Source organism: Castellaniella hirudinis, from assembly GCF_042651965.1.
Classification (GTDB): domain Bacteria; phylum Pseudomonadota; class Gammaproteobacteria; order Burkholderiales; family Burkholderiaceae_B; genus Castellaniella; species Castellaniella hirudinis.
Genome location: NZ_JBHSDY010000001.1, coordinates 383,418 through 401,313, shown reverse-complemented (window position 1 = coordinate 401,313; position 17,896 = coordinate 383,418). Strand labels below are relative to the sequence as shown.

At 68.1% G+C, this 17,896-nt stretch carries 22 protein-coding genes; 1 reads left to right on the top strand and 21 read right to left on the bottom strand.

Annotation, left to right across the window (positions count from 1 at the left end; all coding sequences use genetic code 11):
- Positions 1 to 20 precede the first annotated feature (20 nt).
- Entirely contained in the window at positions 21 to 2,171 is a 2,151-nt protein-coding gene (dsbD, locus tag ACFO0J_RS01995) for a protein-disulfide reductase DsbD (protein ID WP_376811386.1), read from the top strand.
- Positions 2,172 to 2,174: 3 nt separating this feature from the next.
- Here dsbD and tatC read toward each other — a convergent pair whose 3' ends face one another.
- The 21 genes from tatC to ACFO0J_RS01890 form a co-directional block, all read right to left on the bottom strand.
- Positions 2,175 to 2,984 (bottom strand): twin-arginine translocase subunit TatC, encoded by an 810-nt coding sequence (gene tatC, locus ACFO0J_RS01990; protein WP_376811385.1) that lies wholly within the window; start codon positions 2,982 to 2,984, stop codon positions 2,175 to 2,177.
- A gap of 8 nt (positions 2,985 to 2,992) precedes the next feature.
- On the bottom strand, positions 2,993 to 3,499 hold the full coding sequence (gene tatB, locus ACFO0J_RS01985; RefSeq protein WP_376811384.1) for a Sec-independent protein translocase protein TatB: 507 nt from the start codon (positions 3,497 to 3,499) through the stop codon (positions 2,993 to 2,995).
- Between the two features lie 27 nt (positions 3,500 to 3,526).
- The gene (tatA, locus tag ACFO0J_RS01980) at positions 3,527 to 3,757 is read right to left on the bottom strand and encodes a Sec-independent protein translocase subunit TatA (protein ID WP_376811383.1); all 231 of its coding nucleotides are present in this window, start codon (positions 3,755 to 3,757) and stop codon (positions 3,527 to 3,529) included.
- A 9-nt stretch (positions 3,758 to 3,766) separates the two neighbouring features.
- Positions 3,767 to 4,135: a histidine triad nucleotide-binding protein gene (locus ACFO0J_RS01975; RefSeq protein WP_376811382.1), complete on the bottom strand. Its 369-nt coding sequence runs from the start codon at positions 4,133 to 4,135 to the stop codon at positions 3,767 to 3,769.
- A 194-nt stretch (positions 4,136 to 4,329) separates the two neighbouring features.
- On the bottom strand, positions 4,330 to 4,674 hold the full coding sequence (locus tag ACFO0J_RS01970) for a phosphoribosyl-ATP diphosphatase (RefSeq protein WP_376811381.1): 345 nt from the start codon (positions 4,672 to 4,674) through the stop codon (positions 4,330 to 4,332).
- Between the two features lie 54 nt (positions 4,675 to 4,728).
- The gene (gene hisI, locus ACFO0J_RS01965; protein ID WP_376811380.1) at positions 4,729 to 5,169 is read right to left on the bottom strand and encodes a phosphoribosyl-AMP cyclohydrolase; all 441 of its coding nucleotides are present in this window, start codon (positions 5,167 to 5,169) and stop codon (positions 4,729 to 4,731) included.
- Entirely contained in the window at positions 5,166 to 5,987 is an 822-nt protein-coding gene (hisF, locus tag ACFO0J_RS01960) for an imidazole glycerol phosphate synthase subunit HisF (protein WP_376811379.1), read from the bottom strand. Before hisF ends, hisI begins: the two co-directional genes overlap by 4 nt.
- Complete coding sequence (gene hisA, locus ACFO0J_RS01955) at positions 5,984 to 6,757, bottom strand: 1-(5-phosphoribosyl)-5-[(5-phosphoribosylamino)methylideneamino]imidazole-4-carboxamide isomerase (protein ID WP_376811378.1); 774 nt, start codon at positions 6,755 to 6,757, stop codon at positions 5,984 to 5,986. The genes hisF and hisA overlap by 4 nt, the downstream gene beginning before the upstream one ends.
- Positions 6,758 to 6,803: 46 nt before the next feature.
- Positions 6,804 to 7,448 carry an imidazole glycerol phosphate synthase subunit HisH gene (gene hisH, locus ACFO0J_RS01950; RefSeq protein ID WP_376811377.1) on the bottom strand — a complete coding sequence of 215 codons (645 nt, stop codon included), beginning with the start codon at positions 7,446 to 7,448 and terminating at the stop codon, positions 6,804 to 6,806.
- Positions 7,449 to 7,478: 30 nt separating this feature from the next.
- On the bottom strand, positions 7,479 to 8,066 hold the full coding sequence (hisB, locus tag ACFO0J_RS01945) for an imidazoleglycerol-phosphate dehydratase HisB (protein WP_376811428.1): 588 nt from the start codon (positions 8,064 to 8,066) through the stop codon (positions 7,479 to 7,481).
- A gap of 59 nt (positions 8,067 to 8,125) precedes the next feature.
- A complete protein-coding gene (gene hisD / locus ACFO0J_RS01940; protein WP_376811376.1) occupies positions 8,126 to 9,433 on the bottom strand; it encodes a histidinol dehydrogenase in 1,308 nt (435 codons plus the stop codon).
- A gap of 38 nt (positions 9,434 to 9,471) precedes the next feature.
- Positions 9,472 to 10,131 carry an ATP phosphoribosyltransferase gene (hisG, locus tag ACFO0J_RS01935; protein WP_376811375.1) on the bottom strand — a complete coding sequence of 220 codons (660 nt, stop codon included), beginning with the start codon at positions 10,129 to 10,131 and terminating at the stop codon, positions 9,472 to 9,474.
- 6 nt (positions 10,132 to 10,137) lie between these two features.
- A complete protein-coding gene (gene murA / locus ACFO0J_RS01930; protein ID WP_376811374.1) occupies positions 10,138 to 11,391 on the bottom strand; it encodes a UDP-N-acetylglucosamine 1-carboxyvinyltransferase in 1,254 nt (417 codons plus the stop codon).
- Positions 11,384 to 11,635, bottom strand: coding sequence for a BolA family protein (locus ACFO0J_RS01925; RefSeq protein ID WP_376811373.1), 252 nt, complete (start codon positions 11,633 to 11,635; stop codon positions 11,384 to 11,386). The genes murA and ACFO0J_RS01925 overlap by 8 nt, the downstream gene beginning before the upstream one ends.
- A 3-nt stretch (positions 11,636 to 11,638) precedes the next feature.
- Positions 11,639 to 12,430 carry an ABC transporter permease gene (locus ACFO0J_RS01920; RefSeq protein WP_376811372.1) on the bottom strand — a complete coding sequence of 264 codons (792 nt, stop codon included), beginning with the start codon at positions 12,428 to 12,430 and terminating at the stop codon, positions 11,639 to 11,641.
- Positions 12,427 to 13,218: an ABC transporter ATP-binding protein gene (locus ACFO0J_RS01915; RefSeq protein WP_376811371.1), complete on the bottom strand. Its 792-nt coding sequence runs from the start codon at positions 13,216 to 13,218 to the stop codon at positions 12,427 to 12,429. Before ACFO0J_RS01915 ends, ACFO0J_RS01920 begins: the two co-directional genes overlap by 4 nt.
- A gap of 425 nt (positions 13,219 to 13,643) precedes the next feature.
- Positions 13,644 to 14,291, bottom strand: a complete 648-nt coding sequence (locus ACFO0J_RS01910; protein WP_376811370.1) for an MlaC/ttg2D family ABC transporter substrate-binding protein — start codon at positions 14,289 to 14,291, stop codon at positions 13,644 to 13,646.
- A gap of 80 nt (positions 14,292 to 14,371) precedes the next feature.
- Positions 14,372 to 15,211 carry an MlaA family lipoprotein gene (locus ACFO0J_RS01905; protein ID WP_376811369.1) on the bottom strand — a complete coding sequence of 280 codons (840 nt, stop codon included), beginning with the start codon at positions 15,209 to 15,211 and terminating at the stop codon, positions 14,372 to 14,374.
- A 107-nt stretch (positions 15,212 to 15,318) separates the two neighbouring features.
- Complete coding sequence (mlaD, locus tag ACFO0J_RS01900) at positions 15,319 to 15,867, bottom strand: outer membrane lipid asymmetry maintenance protein MlaD (protein ID WP_376811368.1); 549 nt, start codon at positions 15,865 to 15,867, stop codon at positions 15,319 to 15,321.
- 37 nt (positions 15,868 to 15,904) lie between these two features.
- The gene (gene mlaE, locus ACFO0J_RS01895; protein ID WP_376811367.1) at positions 15,905 to 16,693 is read right to left on the bottom strand and encodes a lipid asymmetry maintenance ABC transporter permease subunit MlaE; all 789 of its coding nucleotides are present in this window, start codon (positions 16,691 to 16,693) and stop codon (positions 15,905 to 15,907) included.
- A gap of 25 nt (positions 16,694 to 16,718) precedes the next feature.
- On the bottom strand, positions 16,719 to 17,540 hold the full coding sequence (locus tag ACFO0J_RS01890; protein WP_376811366.1) for an ABC transporter ATP-binding protein: 822 nt from the start codon (positions 17,538 to 17,540) through the stop codon (positions 16,719 to 16,721).
- Positions 17,541 to 17,896 lie beyond the last annotated feature (356 nt).

Sequence of the window (17,896 nt, the reverse complement as noted above, 5' to 3'; positions counted from 1 at the left end):
TCTTCAAGGAAACGTTGTCCATGTCGTCTTTGTCGGACCTTCGCCCGCGGTGTGTGCCGGGCTCGTCCCTGTCTGCGTGTCTGCCACGTCTGCCGTGGCAGCGGGCGGCGGCCCTGCTGGGCATCCTGCTGCTGACGCTGTGCGGCCTGCTGGCCTCGGGCGCCGTTCGGGCGGAGGATGATTTTCTGCCGCCCGAGAAGGCCTTCGTCGAGTCGGCGGCGATGGTCGATCCCCTGACCCTGGACCTGCACTGGCGCATTGCGCCGGACTATTACATGTACCAGGATCGGTTCGAGGTGCGCATCGAGGACGCCCAGGGCGGCCTGCTGCTGTTCCGGCGGTCCGACCTGACCCCGGCGGATGCCGAGACCCGGACCCCGGCCTGGGGCGACGCCCTGCGGCTGCCGCGCGGGCAGGTCAAATACGATCCCACGTTCGAGAAGGACATGGAGGTCTTTCACGAGGGGGTGACGCTGCGGGCGGCGCTGCGGGCCGGCGCCCAGGGGCCCTTGCAGGTCACCGTCACCGGCCAGGGCTGCGCCGATGCGGGCCTGTGCTACCCGCCCATGACGACAAGCTTCGTCCTGCAGGCGGACGGCGACGGTTATCGGGCGGTGGGTGACCACGTCTGTGATCAGGTGCCGCCGCCGCAGGATGAGACCCCGGCTTCCGCCGCATCCGGCCCGTCATCGGGCGCGAGCGCCGGCTTGTCGGCGGCTTTGCGAGGCGGTGCTGCGGCCGGAGCCGGATCGGGGACTGCTGCGCAGGCTGCGGCGGGTGCTTCGTCCGCCCCGCCTGCGGCGCCTGGCGCGGGGGAGGAGTCCTGGCTGGACCTGGGTGACGTGGGCATGGCGGCCTGGCTGCACCAGGCGCCGTTGTGGCAGATCCTGGCGCTGAGCCTGGCCCTGGGCGCCTTGCTGTCCCTGACGCCCTGCGTGCTGCCCATGGTGCCCATTCTGCTGGCCGTGATTTCCGGCGGCGGGGGCGCTGTGAGCCGGACGCGCGGCCTGGGACTAGCGGCGATCTACGTGCTGGGCATGTCCCTGGTGTATACCGCCCTGGGCGTGGCGGCCGGCCTGCTGGGCGCGGGTCTGGCCGCCTGGCTGCAATCGCCCTGGGTGCTGGGCACCTTTGCCGTGCTGCTGGCGCTGTTCGCGCTGGCCATGCTGGACGTCTTCACGCTGCAGGCCCCGGTGGGCCTGCAGTCGGCCATGCAGACCCGCCTGCAGCGCCTGCCGGGCGGCCGTGCCGGCGGCGTGTTCGTCATGGGCCTGCTGTCGGCCCTGATCGTCGGGCCCTGCGTGGCCGCGCCGCTGGCCGGGGTGCTGCTGTTCATCTCGCAGACCGGCGACGTGGTGGTGGGGGGCGCCGCCCTGTTCGCCCTGGCCTGGGGCGAGGGCTTGCTGCTGCTGGCCGTGGGCGCCGGGGCCGGTGCTTTGATGCCGCGCGCCGGGGCCTGGATGACGCCGCTGAAGGCCGGTTTCGGCCTGCTGCTGCTGGCCACCGCCTGGTGGATGGCGCGGCCGCTGCTGGCCGACGGCTTGTACGTCGCTGGATGGGTCCTGCTGGCCCTGTGGGCCGCGCTGCTGGCCTGGTCGGCCGCCGCCCTGGGGCAGGGTGAGGCCGGGCCGCTGCGGCTGCTGACGCGCGCCCTGGCCCTGATGCTGGCCCTGTGGGGCGTGGCGCAGGGTGCCGGGCTGCTGGCGGGCGGGCAGGACATGCTGCGGCCCCTGGCGCCGTTCACGGCCTCGGCGCCGGGCGGCGCGGCCGTCGGCGGCAGCGGGCTGGCTGCGGCGGATCCGGCGGCCATCCGCGCCCGTTTCACGCGGGTTTCGTCCCTGGCGGAATTGGATGCGCGCCTGGCCGCCACGGACCGGCCCGTGATGCTGGATTTCTACGCCGACTGGTGCGTGTCCTGCCTGGAGATGGAGAAATTCACCTTCAGCGATCCCGAGGTGGCGGCGCGCATGGATCGCATGCTGCTGCTGCAGGCGGATGTGACCCGCATGACGGCCGAGGATCGGGCGCTGCTGGCGCGCTTCGATCTGTTCGGCCCGCCGGGGATCCTGTTCTTCGATGCCCGGGGCCAGGTGTTGCCTGACGCCCGCGTGGTGGGGTTCAGGAAGGCCGAGGCGTTTCGCCGGGTGCAGGACCGGGTGTTGAACCCGTAAACCTTAGCTGGGGTCGTCGCCCGCCTGGACCGCCGTCTTGGCGGCGTCCGCTTCATCCTCGGCCTCGGGCGCCGGTTTGCGTTTTTCAATCGCGGCGGCGGCCAGGATGCCGATTTCGTACAGCAGGCAGAGCGGCGCGGCCAGCAGGATCTGGCTGAGCACGTCGGGCGGCGTCACCACGGCGGCGACGACGAAGGCGCCGACGATCACATAGCCGCGCACTTCACGCAGTTTCTTCACCGTGACCATGCCGGTCTTGACCAGCAGGATGACCGCGATCGGGACCTCGAAGGTCACGCCGAATGCGATGAACATGGTCAGCACGAAATTGACGTAGGCCTCGATGTCCGGCGCCGGGGTGATCGACTGCGGCGCGAAGTGGGCGATGAAGGTGAAGACCGTGTGGAAGACCACGAAATAGCAGAACGCCATGCCCAGCAGGAACAGCAGGGTGCTGGAGATGATCAGAGGCAGCGCCAGGCGCTGTTCGTGGCGGTACAGGCCCGGGGCGACGAAGGCCCAGGCCTGATACAGGACCACCGGCAGGGCCAGCACGAAGGCCGCCAGCAGCGTGACCTTGATCGGCACCATGAAGGGTGTGATGACCCCGGTGGCGATCATGCGCGTGCCCTGGGGCAGCGAGGCCAGCATGGGCTGGGCCAGGATGTCGTAGATCAGCGACGGGCCCGGATAGATGAACAGCACCACGAAGATGCCCAGCACGGCCATCACGGCCCGCAGCAGGCGCGTGCGCAGTTCGATCAGGTGGGAGATGAACGTGTCTTGGGACGAGTCGTCGGAAGCGTCTGTCATGCCGTGCTTCAGTGGCTGGAATCGGTGGGGGCCGTTGCGGGCCGGGGGACGGGCGCGGGTTCGGGCGTGGGTTCGGCAGCCGGGGGCGTGATCGTGGCCGGGGGCGCGTCGGCTGCAGGCGCGGCCAGGGGCGGCGCGGCGCCGGCAGCATCGGTGGCGGACGCCGTCGCGTCGGTGCTGGCGGGCGACATCGGATCCAGGGCCTGTCGGGCCTGATCCAGGGTGTCCTTGAGCGCCTGCGTGGGCTGGGTGACGGCGGTCTTCAGATCGTCGACCGACGAGGTCATGGAGGACTGCACCGAACGGGCGGCGTCCTCCATCTGGTTCTTGATGTCGCCGATTTCCTTCAGGTCCATTTCCTTCTGGATATCGGACTTGACTTCGTTCACGTAGCGCTGGGCGCGGCCGAGCAGGTGCCCGATCGTGCGGGCGACCTTGGGCAGGCGTTCGGGGCCGATGACGATCAGCGCGATGACGCCGATCAGCATCAGTTCGCTGAAGCTGACATCAAACATGGTGGATCCGGTGCGCGAAGGAGGGGATCAGGCGTCGGTCTTTTCGCGGGCCTGGACGTCCACGGTATCGGAATCCTGGGTCTGCTGGGTGACGGCCGGCTTGGCGGCGGCGTCATCCTGGGCGTCCTTCATGCCCTTTTTGAAACCCTTGACGGCGCCGCCGAGGTCTTCACCGACGTTGCGCAATTTTTTCGTGCCGAAGATCAGGGCCACGATGACCAGGACGATCAGCCAATGCCAGATGCTGAAGCTACCCATGAGAACTCCTTAAGCGGCGGGCGCCGCGCGATTGGACCAGGGGCGTTCGCCCCCCAGAATGTGGAAATGCAGGTGATCGATTTCCTGGCCGCCTTCAGTGCCGGTGTTGGCCACCAGACGGAAGCCCCCGGCAGGCAGCGGATTGCAGCCGTTGGCGAAGGCGATTTCGGGCGCCAGACGCAGCATGCGAGCCAGCCAGTCGCCATCCGCGGGACCGAGTTCGGCCAGGGAGGCGACGTGATGTTTTGGAATCAGCAGCAGATGCACGGGCGCCGCCGGATTGATGTCGTGGAATGCGAGGAATTCGTCGTCTTCGTGGACAATGCGGGCGGGGATTTCGTGCCGGGCGATTTTACAGAACAGGCAATCGTGGCTCATGGGAATCTACGAGGCGGGGCCGGACATCGACCCGATCAATCCCATATGTTGCCATATTTTTAAGGGGGTTGGATGAGATTGGACATGAAATGGTCCTGAGGACCATTTCATGCCTATCGAATCGGAGCGGCATGCAGGCCGCGACGTGGTGATGGCAAGCCGAGGCGTGTGTGAATGAGATAAACAGGGCCCTGCTAATCCTTGGGGCGAGACGCCTTTTCTTCCAGCCCGGACAGGCCTTCGCGGCGAGCCAGTTCGGTCAGCACGTCTTCGGGACGCAGGTCGAAGTGCGTCAGGGCGACCAGGCAGTGGAACCACAGGTCGGCGGTCTCGTAGACGATCTGCTCGCGGTTGCCGTCCTTGGCGGCCATGACCAGTTCGGTAGCTTCTTCGCCGATCTTCTTCAGGAAGGCGTCCGGTCCGCGCGCCAGCAGTTTGGCGGTGTAGGACGACTGCGGATCGCCGCCGCGATCGGGCCGGCGCGTCGCCAGCGTGTCGGCCAGCCGGGCCAGGGTATCGGCGGTGGAGGAAGTCGTCATGTAGGCAATCCGTGATCGAGAGCGGGCCGGGCGCAGCCGGCCCGGCGCGGGTGTTCAGTGGCCGTGCGAATGGCCGTAGATGGCGGCCGGGTCCTTCAGCACCGGATCCTGTTCGACCCAGGCGGGTTGGTCGCCGTTCAGGTCCAGGCCGCGGAAGAAGCAGCGTTCGCGCCCGGTGTGGCAGGCGATGCCGCCGATCTGGGTGATTTTCAGCAGCAGCACGTCGCCGTCGCAGTCCAGGCGGATGTCGTGGACCTGCTGGACGTGGCCGGACTCCTCGCCCTTGCGCCACAGGCGGCCGCGCGAACGCGAGAAATACACGGCGCGGCCGGTGCGCACGGTTTCCTGGACGGCTTCGGCGTTCATCCAGGCCACCATCAGCACGGTGCCGCTTTGGGCGTCCTGGGCGATGGCGGGGATCAGGCCCTGATCGTCGAAACGCAGGGCGGCCAGCCAATCGCCGGAGGCGGGCGTGCCGGGACCGGGCGTCGTCATACGGCGGAGCGCACCGGGATGCCCCGGGCGGCCAGGTAGGCCTTGGCCTCGGCCAGGGTGTGCTGACCGAAGTGGAAGATGCTGGCGGCCAGTACGGCGCTGGCATGACCCTCGAGGATGCCGTCGGCCAGGTGCTGCAGGGTGCCGACGCCGCCCGAGGCGATCACCGGCACGGGCACGGCGTCCGAAACCGCGCGGGTCAGCTCCAGGTCGAAACCGGATTTGGTGCCGTCGCGGTCCATGCTGGTGAGCAGCAGTTCGCCGGCGCCCAGGTCGGCCATGCGGCATGCCCATTGCACGGCGTCCAGGCCGGTGGCGCGGCGTCCGCCATGGGTGAAGATTTCCCAGCGCGGGTCTTCGCCGGCGCCGGAGACACGGCGGGCGTCGAGCGCCACGACGATGCATTGCGAGCCGTGGTGGCGAGCGGCCTCGGCCACGAGTTCGGGGCGGGCGATGGCGGCGCTGTTGATCGAGACTTTGTCGGCGCCTGCGTCCAGCAGGCGCTGCACGTCGGCGACCTGGCGCACGCCGCCGCCGACCGTCAGGGGGATGAAGACCTGGCGCGCCACGGCTTCGATGATGGGCAGGATCAGGTCGCGGTCATCGGACGTGGCCGTGATGTCCAGGAAGGTGATCTCGTCTGCGCCCTGCTCGTCGTAGCGGCGGGCGATTTCGACCGGGTCGCCGGCGTCGGTCAGGTTGACGAAGTTCACGCCCTTGACCACCCGCCCGGCGTTGACGTCCAGGCAGGGGATGATGCGGCGGCACAGGCCCGACGAGGCCGATGCGTCGGTCCGGGGAGCGGCGGCCTGGCTCATGCGTCGCTGTCCTCGCCGTCCTCGTCCGGGGGGCCGACCAGTTCGTCGGCCAGTTTCTGGGCGGCGGCGAAGTCCAGGGTGCCCTCGTACAGGCTGCGGCCCAGGATGGCGCCGTCCACGCCTTCACCGGTGACTTCGCACAGCGCGCGGATGTCGTCCAGCGAGGCGACGCCGCCCGAGGCGATGACGGGAATGCGCACGTGCTGCGCCAGGCGCACGGTGGCTTCGATGTTGACGCCCGAGAGCATGCCGTCGCGGCCGATGTCGGTATAAATGATGGATTCGCAGCCGTAGTCTTCAAATTTGCGGCCCAGGTCCAGCACGTCGTGGCGGGTCAGTTTCGACCAGCCGTCGGTGGCGACCTTGCCGTCGCGCGCGTCCAGGCCGACGATGATGTGGCCGGGGAAGGCCGAGCAGGCGTCGCTGAGGAAGCCCGGATCCTTGACGGCGGCCGTGCCGATGATGACGTAGGAGATGCCGTTGTCGAGGTAGTATTCGACCGTGTCCAGGTCGCGGATGCCGCCGCCGATCTGCACCGGGATGGCGTCGTCCACGGTGTCCACGATGGCCTGGATGGCGGCGCGGTTGCGCGGCTTGCCGGCGACGGCGCCGTTCAGGTCCACCAGGTGCAGGCGGCGCGCGCCCTGGGCGGCCCATTGGGCGGCCATGGCGGCGGGGTCTTCGGAGAACACGGTGGCCTGGTCCAGGTCGCCCTGGCGCAGGCGCACGCAATGTCCGTCTTTGAGGTCGATGGCGGGGATGAGCAGCATGGTCGTCGTCGGTACGGAAAGGGGGCGGTGCCGGAAGCCGGGGGCTTCAGGGCTGCCAGCGGGTGAAGTTACGGTACATCTGCAGCCCGGGGGCTGCGCTCTTTTCTGGGTGAAACTGTACGGCAAAAATATTGCCGTCCGCAATCGCGCAGCAGAACGGCAGGCCGTAGCGGCTGGTGCCGGCGGTCAGCGCCGGGTCGGCGGGTTCGGCGTAATAGCTGTGGACGAAGTAGAACGACGTGTCCTGGGCGATGCCGTCCCACAGCGGGTGGGCGCGGGTCTGGGTGACGGCGTTCCAGCCCATGTGGGGGACTTTCAGCCGCGCGCCGTCGTCGGTCGCATGGTCGAAGGCCGGGCCCTGGAAGCGGCGCACGCGGCCGGCAAACAGGCCCAGGCCGGGGGTGTCGCCCTCGTCGCTGGCGTCGAACAGCATCTGTTCGCCGACGCACACGCCCAGCAGCGGCTTTTCCCGCGCGGCCTGCAGCACGGCGTCGCGCAGCCCGGACGTGATCAGCGTCTGCATGCAGTCGGGCATGGCGCCCTGGCCGGGGAACACGATGCGGTCGGCGGCGCGGATCTCATCGGCGCCGCGGGCGATGCGGATGTCGTGGTCGGGAGCGGCGGCTTGCAGGGCGCGGGCGACGGAATGGAAGTTGCCCATGCCGTAATCGACGATGGCGATGCGGGTCACGATGCGGAAGTCCTGGCGATGAGAACGGGGTTACAGCGTGCCCTTGGTCGAGGGGATGGCGCCGCCGGCGCGCGGATCGACCTCGGTGGCCATGCGCAGCGCGCGGCCGAAGGCCTTGAAGATCGTTTCGCACTGGTGGTGGGCGTTTTCCCCGCGCAGATTGTCGATGTGCACGGTCGCCAGGGCGTGGTTGACGAAGCCCTGGAAGAATTCGCGCGCCAGATCGACGTCGAAGGCGCCGATGCGCGCCCGGGCGTAATCCACGAAATAGAACAGGCCGGGGCGGCCGGACAGGTCCACCACCACGCGCGACAGGGATTCATCCAGCGGCACGTAGGCGTGACCGTAGCGGCGCAGGCCGGCCTTGTCGCCTGCGGCGGCGGCGAAGGCCTGGCCCAGGGTGATGCCGACGTCCTCGACGCTGTGATGGTCGTCGATGTGGGTGTCGCCGTCACAGTGGACGTCCAGATCGAACAGGCCGTGGCGCGCGATCTGGTCCAGCATATGATCGAGGAAGGGCACGCCGGTGTTCAGGCTGCGGGTGCCGGTGCCGTCCAGATTGATGCTGACGCGGATACGGGTTTCCTGGGTGTTGCGTTCGATGGTGGCGGTGCGCATGGACATGAGTAGGTGATCGGTGTGAGCCGCGCGGCCCCGTGGGGGCCGGGCGGGCGGGGTCAGGGCTGCGCGTCCAGGCGCAGCGAGGCGCTGGCGGCGTGGGCGTGCAGGCCCTCGCCGGTGGCCAGGGTGGCGGCGATGCGGCCCAGGGTCTGGGCGCCGGCGTGCGAAACCTGGATCAGGCTGCTGCGCTTCTGGAAATCATACACGCCCAGCGGCGAGGAGAAGCGCGCGGTGCGCGCGGTGGGCAGCACGTGGTTCGGCCCGGCGCAGTAATCGCCCAGGGATTCGGAACTGTAGGCCCCCAGGAAGATCGCGCCGGCGTGGCGGACCAGGGGCAGCAGGGCCTGCGGATCGCGGGTGGAGAGTTCCAGGTGTTCCGGCGCGATGCGGTTGACGATGTCGCAGGCCTGTTCCAGGCTGTCGGTGCGGATCAGCGCGCCCCGGTTGGCCAGGCTGACGCGCAGGATGTCGGCGCGCGGCTGGGCCGGCAGCAGGCGTTCGATGGCGGCCTGGACCGCGTCCAGGTAGTCGCCGTCCGGGCACAGGAGGATGGCCTGGGCGAGCTCGTCGTGTTCGGCCTGGGAGAACAGGTCGATGGTCAGCCAGTCGGCCGGCGTGCTGCCGTCGGCCACGATCAGGATCTCGGACGGCCCGGCGATCATGTCGATGCCTACCGTGCCGAAGACGCGGCGCTTGGCGGCGGCCACATAGGCATTGCCCGGGCCGGTGATCTTGTCCACCGCCGGCAGGGTTTCGGTGCCGTAGGCCAGGCCGCCCACGGCCTGGGCCCCGCCGATGGCGAACACGCGATCGACGCCGCCCAGGGCGGCAGCGGCCAGCACCATGGGGTTGCGCGTGCCGCCGGGCGTGGGGGTGACCATGATCAGCTCGGGCACACCGGCGACCTTGGCCGGGATGGCGTTCATCAGCACCGAGGACGGGTAGGCGGCCTTGCCGCCCGGCACGTACAGGCCGACGCGGTCCAGCGGGGTGACCTGCTGGCCCAGCACCGTGCCATCGGGCTCGGTGTAGGTCCAGGTCTCGGCGCGCTGGTGCTCGTGGTAGCGGCGCACGCGGTCGGCGGCGGCTTCCAGCGCGGCGCGCTGGTCGGCGGGCAGGCCGTCCAGGGCCGCCAGCCAGTCGGCGCGGGGGATTTCCAGGGCCTCCAGACGGTCGGCCCGGACATGGTCGAAGCGCGCCGTGTAGTCCAGGATCGCCGCATCGCCGCGCGTCTGCACGTCGTGCAGGATGTCACGCACGGCGGTCTCGATGGCCTCGTCCTGCGAGGCGTCATAGGCCAGCAATCGGGTCAGGGCCGCATCGAAATCGGCGGCGCGGGCATCCAGGCGGTGAATCAGGGACATGACGGGAACCGGAACGTGAATGGTCTATCTTACTTGTCTTACTGCGTGGCGGCACGGGCGAAGGCGCCCAGGAACGGCTGCAGGCGTTCGCCCTTCATTTTGAGCGCGGCCTGGTTGACGATCAGGCGCGAGGAAATCTGGCGGATTTCCTCGACCTCGACCAGACGGTTGGCGCGCAGCGTGCCGCCCGAGGACACCAGGTCGACGATGGCGTCGGCCAGGCCCACCAGCGGGGCGAGTTCCATCGAGCCGTAGAGCTTGATGATGTCCACGTGCACACCCTTGGCGGCGAAGTGCTCGCGCGCGGCGCGCACGTATTTGGTGGCGATGCGCAGGCGCGATCCCTGTCGCACGGCGGCCTGGTAGTCGAAGCCTTCGGGGGCGGCCACGCACAGGCGGCAGCGGGCGATGTTCAGGTCGATGGGCTGGTACAGCCCGCCCGGGTGCTGCGCCATGTGCTCGTACAGCACGTCCTTGCCGGCGATGCCGAAGTCGGCCGCGCCGTACTGGACGTAGGTGGGCACGTCGGACGCGCGCACGATGATGATGCGCAGTTCGTCCGAGTCCGTGGGCAGGATCAGCTTGCGTGAGGATTCCGGGTTTTCCGGCACGCCCACGCCGGCGGCGGCCAGCAGCGGTAGGGTTTCTTCGAAGATGCGGCCTTTGGACAGGGCCAGGGTCAGGGGGGATTGAGCCATGTCGCTTTATTGGATGCGTTGGATGTCCGCGCCCAGCGCCTGGAGCTTGCGCTCCATGCGTTCATAGCCGCGGTCCAGGTGATAGATGCGTTCCACCGTGGTCTGGCCGCTGGCCGCCAGGCCGGCGATCACCAGGCTGGCCGAGGCGCGCAGGTCGGTGGCCATGACGGTGGCCCCCAGCAACTGCTCGACGCCCTGGACCACGGCGGTGTGGCCGTCGATCTCGATGTCCGCGCCCATGCGGTGCAGTTCCTGCACGTGCATGTAGCGGTTTTCGAAGATGTTTTCGGTGATGACGGCGGTGCCTTCGGCCAGGGTGTTCAGGGCCATGACCTGGGCCTGCATGTCGGTCGGAAAGCCCGGGTATTCGCTGGTGCGAAAGCCCGTCGCGCGCGGCCGGCCGCTCATGCGGGCGCGGATCCAGTCCGGCCCGGTGGTGATCTCCAGCCCGGCGTCGCGCAGCTTGTCCAGCACCGCGCCCAGCGTGTCGGGGGCTGCATGGCGCAGCGTGATGTCGCCGCCCGTGGCGGCCACGGCGCACAGGAAGGTGCCGGCTTCGATGCGGTCGGGCACGATGCGGTGGCTGGCGCCGTGCAGGCGCTCCACGCCCTCGATGACGATGCGGTCGGTGCCGTGGCCTTCGATGTGCGCGCCCATGGCGATCAGGACGTTCGCCAGATCGACGACTTCCGGTTCGCAGGCGGCGTTTTCCAGCACGGTGCGGCCTTCGGCCAGGGCGGCGGCCATCAGCAGGTTTTCCGTGCCGGTGACGGTGACCATGTCCGTCAGGATGTTGGCGCCGCGCAGGCGCTCGGCCTCGGCCACGACGAAGCCGTGGTCGATGTGAATGCGCGCGCCCATGGCGGCCAGGCCCTTGATGTGCTGGTCTACCGGCCGCTGGCCGATGGCGCAGCCGCCCGGCAGGCTGACCCGGGCGCGGCCGAAGCGCGCCACCAGCGGTCCCAGCACCAGGATGGAGGCCCGCATGGTCTTGACCAGCTCGTAGGGGGCTTCCTGGCTGGACACCTGATCGGCCTGGAGCGTGACGCGGGTCTCGCCGCCGCGTTCCGCGCGTACGCCCATGCGTTGCAGCAGGGTCAGGGTGGTGCCGATGTCGCGCAGGGCCGGGACATTGTCCAGTTCCAGCGGGTCGGCAGTCAGCAGCGAGGCGCAGAGGATCGGCAGGGCGGCGTTCTTGGCGCCCGAGATGGCGACTTCGCCGTGGAGCGGGCGGCCGCCCTGGATCAGCAGCTTATCCATTGGTTTTGGTGGTTTCGTACTCGGACGGCGTCAGGGTGCGCATCGACAGCGCGTGGATTTCCGCGCGCATGCGATCGCCCAGGGCCTGGTAGACCGCCTGGTGGCGGGCCAGCGTGCGCTTGCCCTCGAAGAGGGGGCTGACGATCAGGGCCTCGAAGTGAGCGCCGTCGCCGACGACTTCCAGATGTTCGCAGGGCAGGTTGTCGGCGATGTATTGGCGGACGTGGTCGGGGGTGGGGGACATGGTTCAGCTCCGTAGTTTGTAGCCGCGCGCCAGCAGGCGCAGGGCGAACAGGCTCAGGGCCACGGCGACGGCCAGCACGATGGCCAGGCCGCGCCAGGGGGAAACGTCGGACGCCGTGAAGAATCCGTAGCGGAAGCCGTCGATCATGTAGAACACGGGGTTCCAGCGCGAGACTTCCTGCCAGAAGGGCGGCAGGCTGTGGATCGAATAGAACACGCCCGACAGGAAGGTGGCCGGCATGATCAGGAAGTTCTGGAAGGCGGCCAATTGGTCGAATTTTTCCGACCACAGGCCGGCGATCAGGCCCAGCACTCCCAGGATCCAGCACGACAGCACCGCGAAGGCCAGCAGCCACAGCGGGGCCGCGACCGGCAGGCGCACGAAGAACAGCGCCACCAGCCAGACACAGACGCCCACGGCCAGCCCGCGCACGACCGCCGCCAGGATGTAGGCGGCGAAGATCTGGCGATGGGAGAACGGCGGCAGCAGCACGAAGATCAGGTTGCCGGTGATGCGGCTCTGGATCAGGGACGAGGACGGATTGGCAAAGCTGTTTTGCAGCATGCTCATCATCATCAGCCCGGGGATCAGGAAGGCGGTGTAGGAGACCGCATCGTAGACCTGCACGCGGTCTTCCAGCACGTGGGAGAAGATCAGCAGGTACAGCAGCGCCGTCACCACCGGGGCGGCGATGGTCTGCGTGCCGACCTTCCAGAAGCGCATCAATTCTTTGTGCAGCAGGGTCGGAAAGCCCGAGCCCATCTCGGGGCGGGTCTGGGAGACGGGGCGGATCATAGCTCGGCCTCCAGCACGGCGTCGTCATGCATGATGCGCACAAAGGCGTCTTCCAGGTCGGCGCCGCCGACCCGCGCCATCAGCGCCTGGGTGGTGTCCAGCGCCACGACCTGGCCGGCCTTCAGCATGGCCACGCGCCCACAGAGGGATTCGGCTTCTTCCAGGTAGTGGGTGGTCAGCAGGATGGTGTGTCCGGCCTGGTTCAGGCGCGTGATGAAGTCCCACAGCGTGCGGCGCAGATCCACGTCCACCCCGGCGGTAGGCTCGTCCAGGATGATCACGGGCGGGCGGTGCACCAGGGCCTGCGCCACCAGCACACGGCGCTTCATGCCGCCCGACAGTTCGCGCATATTGGCTTCGGCCTTGTCCAGCAGCCCCAGGTTGTCCAGGATCTCGTCGATCCAGTCGTCGTTGTTCCGCAGGCCGAAATACCCGGATTGCAGCCGCAGGGTTTCACGCACGGTGAAGAAGGGGTCGTAGACGATTTCCTGGGGCACGACGCCCAGCGACTGGCGGGCGCGGCGGAAGTCGTTGACCACGTCGTAGTCGCAGACGCGGGCGCTGCCCCGGGTGGCGCGGGACAGTCCGGCCAGGATGGAAATCAGCGAGGTCTTGCCCGCCCCGTTGGGGCCCAGCAGACCGAAGAATTCACCGTGTTCGACGGTCAGGCTGACGTCGCGCAGGGCCTGGAAGCCCGTGGATGTGGGACGGCCGCTCAGGCGGTCGCGCCAGGATCGCTGGTGCGGAGCGTAGATTTTGGAAACGTGTTGCAGATCGAGAGCAGGCATGGGCAGGCGATGCGCCCTGAAGTGGGCGCCATCGGACATTATAAGCGGTCAGCAGATGCAGTCCGTGTGTGGGCGTGAAGGGTAGGGCAGCCGCGTGAAACGTCGTCGGGCTGGCGCGGCCCCGGAAGCGGCATGGGAGGCAGGGCCGCCCTGTTCGGCGGTCCTCCCTGCGGTCGGACTGCCCGGCCCTTCCTCGTACGAGCGGGCGGCGGACAAACTCGGCCTGCGGCCTCAGACAGTGTCCGCCTTGTTTCCCGCTCTCCCTTCGGAAGCCGCCGGCGCCTCACGCGGTTGCCCTACCTCCCACGCCACTCCCGTGGCCGGGTTTGAGGCTTGCGGAGGGCGGCCCTGCCCCTTCATGCCCGCGTGCGGACGTGTTTAGAACACAAGCAGCAGACGTATCTAGAACAGTGTCTAGAACAAAATCACTGCTTCGCGTTCAGCGCCGAGATCAGCCCGTCGATGCCGCTGCGATTGATTTCGGAGGCGAACTGGTTGCGGTAGTTCTGGATCAGCCAGATGCCTTCCACGTTCAGGTCGTAGACCTTCCAGCCTGCGTCCGTCTGTTCCAGGCGGTAGTCCACCCCGATCGCCGGGCTGTTCTGCTGCGAGATCGTCGTGCGCACCACCGCGTCGTCCGCCTTCGGATCGCCCCGGAACGGCAGCAGCGTGATCGTCGTGCCCTGCGTGATGCGCGTGAACGCCCCGCTGTAGGTGCGGATCAGCGTGCCCGTGAAGGCCTGGACCAGCGCATCCTGCTGGGCTGCCGAGGCCTGGCGCCAGTAGCGCCCCGCCGCCAGGCGCGTCGTCTTGTTCATGTCCACATACGGGATGGCGTAGCGGCGCACCAGGTCCGCGATATGGCCCGGATCGCCTTGCAGCGCCTGGGGATCGGCCTTGACCGCATCCAGCATATTGTCGGCCACGGCTTCGAGGAAGTCGTTCGGCGCGGCTTTCGGATCAACCGTGCGTTCGGCCGCGCCGGCGGATGCGGCGGACAGGCCCAGGGCGGCGCCCAGCAGGCAGGGGCCGATCGCCCGGCGCAGGGTCTGGAGAAAGGAAGGGAAATTCATGGTCGTCTCCGTGTGGCGCCCGCCCGGGCGGGGCAGGTGGGTCGGTGCCCGGGCTGGACGCGACCCCGGGCGGGTTTGCATCAGTTCGCGGGGGCCTCGTCCGGATCGTCGTAGACCGGCAGGTTCGTATCGGCCGGCGCCGTCGCGCGGTCCAGGTCGTCCGCCGTCGAGGCGCGGCCGCTCTGCTGGCGGCTGTCCAGCATGGCCTTGCGGCGCTGCAGGTAGGCGTCGCGGATGAAGCTGTACTTGTCGAGCGCGATCTGGTCCACCAGGCGGTCGGCTTCCAGCAGATTGGCGCGCGTGTCCACGATGTACAGGCCCAGCAGCGAGTTGCGGACCGGCACATTGTCGATGGCGAAGACTGCGGCGGTCGGCGTGACCGGCGCCGTCAACGTGACGACCGTGCCCACCCCGTCGCGTACCGTGCTGGGACCCATGAAGGGCAGGACGAAGTACGGCCCCTGGCCGAAGCCCCAGACGCCCAGCGTCATGCCGAAGTCGTTGGGGATCTTGCGTGCGCCGTGCATCGAGGCGATGTCGATGCAGCCGCCCAGGCCCGCCGTGCTGTTGAACAGCACCCGGCCGAAGGTGTCCACAAAGTCGCGGCCGCGCCCTTGCAGCAGGCTGTTGACGCCCGACCAGACATCGCCCAGGTTGCTGAAGATGTTGTGGATACAGGTCCGCACCGGATGCGGGGTGACGGTCTCGTAGCCCGTGGCGATGGGCTTGAGCACGGCGCGATCCACTGCGTCGTTGAAGCTGTACATGCCCCGGTTATAGGATTCCCAGGGGTCGTTGGGCGAGGGGTGCGGCACCTGGGCGCAGCCGGCCATCAGGGCGGCGGTCGCCAAGGCCAGCCCGGTGCGGGCCGTGAGGCGTCGGGAGCGCGGCGTGGCTGGCGTCGGGGCAGTGGAATTCATGTCGTGTCTCGTGCGGTCGGTGTCATGGGCGACGTCGGTCGGGAGGACGTCACGGTGTCGCATATTGTAAAGGGCGTGTCAGAGTATCGCCGATGTGCGTGGGGCGCTCAGCGGGCCCCTGCCGGTGCGGCGCCACTCCCGGCGTCCGGGCCGTGTCCGGCGCCGTCCTGTGCGGCTCCTGCCTGCGGACCTGAGGAGCCTTCCTTTTCGGCCGAGCTGTAGAGGAACTTGCTGATCAGGTCCTCCAGCACCACGGCGGATTGCGTGAACTCGATCGCGCCGCCGTCGGCCAGGTTCTTGTCATCCCCGCCCGGGGTCAGGCCGATGTACTGTTCGCCCAGCAGGCCCGAGGTCAGGATCGACGCCGAGGAATCCTTGGGGAAGACGTAGGGCTGTTCCAGGTCCATCGTGACCGTGGCCTGGAAGCGCTGGTTGTCGAAGCCGATGGCGGATACCCGCCCGACCACCACGCCGCTGCTCTTGATCGGCGCGCGGACCTTCAGCCCGCCGACGTTGTCGAAATATGCGTGCACCCGGTAGGTGGGTGCGAAGGAAAAGGAGCTCATGTTGCCGGCGCGCAGCGCCAGAAACACCAGAGCGATCAGGCCCAGCAGGATGAACAGGCCTACCCAGAAATCGGTTTTTTCGCGTGTCATGAATTCGTTCCGCAGGTTTCAGTTGGCGAACAGGCCCTTAGTGGGCGAACATCAGCGCCGTCAGCAGGAAATCCAGCCCCAGCACCGCCAGGGCGCCGCTGACCACGGTGCGGGTGGTGGCGCGGGAGACGCCTTCGGGCGTGGCGCGCGCCGTCCAGCCTTGATAAAGGGCGATCAGGGTGACGACGACGCCGAAGACCAGGCTCTTGATCACGCCGTTGAGCACGTCGTCGATCACGTCCACCCCGCCTTGCATCTGCGACCAGAACGCGCCCGGGTCGATGCCGATCAGCACCACGCCGACGAACCAGCCGCCCAGGATGCCGACCATGGAAAACACCGCCGCCAGCACCGGCATGGCGATCACCCCGCCCCAGAAGCGCGGCGCCAGCACGCGGCGGATCGGGTCCACGGCCATGACCTCCATGGCCGAGATCTGCTCGCCGGCCTTCATCAGGCCGATCTCCGCCGTCAGCGACGTACCGGCCCGCCCGGCGAACAGCAGCGCCGTCACCACCGGCCCCAGTTCGCGCGTCAGGGACAGCGCCACCAGCAGGCCCAGCGCCTGTTCCGAGCCGTAGCGGTTCAGCGTGTAATAGCCTTGCAGGCCCAGCACAAAGCCCACGAACAGGCCCGAGACCCCGATGATCAGCAGAGAATGATTGCCGATGAAATGAACCTGCTGGGCCGTCAGGCGCGGGCGGCGCAGCAGCACACTGCTGCGCGCCAGAATGGCCCCGAACAGGCGGGCGAAGGCGCCCAGGCCGGCGATCATGGATACAAAGCCGTGCCCCAGCGCGGCAATGCGTTGCGCGAGCGCGTTCATAGGGCTCCCCTGGCGCTACGCGCGATCATGACGCCCTCCGGGCGGCCAGCCAGCGCTCGAAGGCCGGCGTCTGTGGATAGTGAAAGCCGATCGGACCGTCGGGCCGGCCCTGCAGGAACTGCTGCAGGTACTCGTCTTGCGAGGCGGACAGTTCTTCCGGCGTGCCCCGGGCCATCAGGCGGCCCTGGCCGATCAGGTAGACCTGGTCCACGATGGCGAAGGATTCGGCCACGTCGTGCGTGATCAGGATCGATGCGCAGCCCAACTGGTCCGTCAGCGTGCGGATCAATTGCGCCGTGATGCCCAGGGAAATCGGATCCAGCCCGGCGAAGGGCTCGTCATACAGGATCAGTTCCGGTTCCAGCACGATCGCCCGCGCCAGCGCCACGCGCCGCGCCATCCCGCCGGAAATCTCCGAAATCCGCAGATGCGCCGCATGCCGCAGCCCCACCGCCTGGAGCTTGTCCAGCACCCGTTCCAGAATCTGGTGTTCGGAAATGCACGTGTGCTCGCGCAGCGGGAACGCCACGTTCTCGAACACATTCAGATCCGTGAACAGCGCCCCGCCCTGGAACAGCACGCCCATCCGCTGACGGGTCTCGCGCAGCGACTCGCCCCGCAGCTTGGCCATGTCGCGGCCAAACACCGAAATGCGCCCGGCCTGCGCCGGCAGCTGCCCGGTCACCGCCCGCAGCAGCGTCGTCTTGCCCGAACCCGACCCGCCCATCATGGCCACGACCTGTCCGGGCATGACCTGCAGGTCAACGTCGCGCAGCACGGTGAATTCGCCATAGCCAAGCGAAACGCCGTCAAAAGTTACGAGGGGATCGGGGGAGGTGTCTGTCATAAGGAAAAAGGGCGGACGCCCGTCTTTCATGAGGATTGTACCCGGCTTGTCCAGTCCGCCAGGGTTTACAAAACGTGAGCCGGGGCGGGTGGACCGCCCGGCCCCCCGGCAGAAACAGGCCTGCCTGTCCCGGCGGCCCCGCAAGACCACTCACGCAAAAAATTCCCAAGCCCTTCATTCAGGGTTTTCCCGATAAGCTGAAAGCTATCTGTCTAGGACAATCCTTGTATTACAGTCTATTTGATATGTCCCTATATTGAATCAATAGATATAGAGTCATTAATAAATGGGGACGCATCAATAAAAAGGCCTATTGTCACCAAAGACTTAGGGCAGTAATTTCCCTGTTCTGCCGC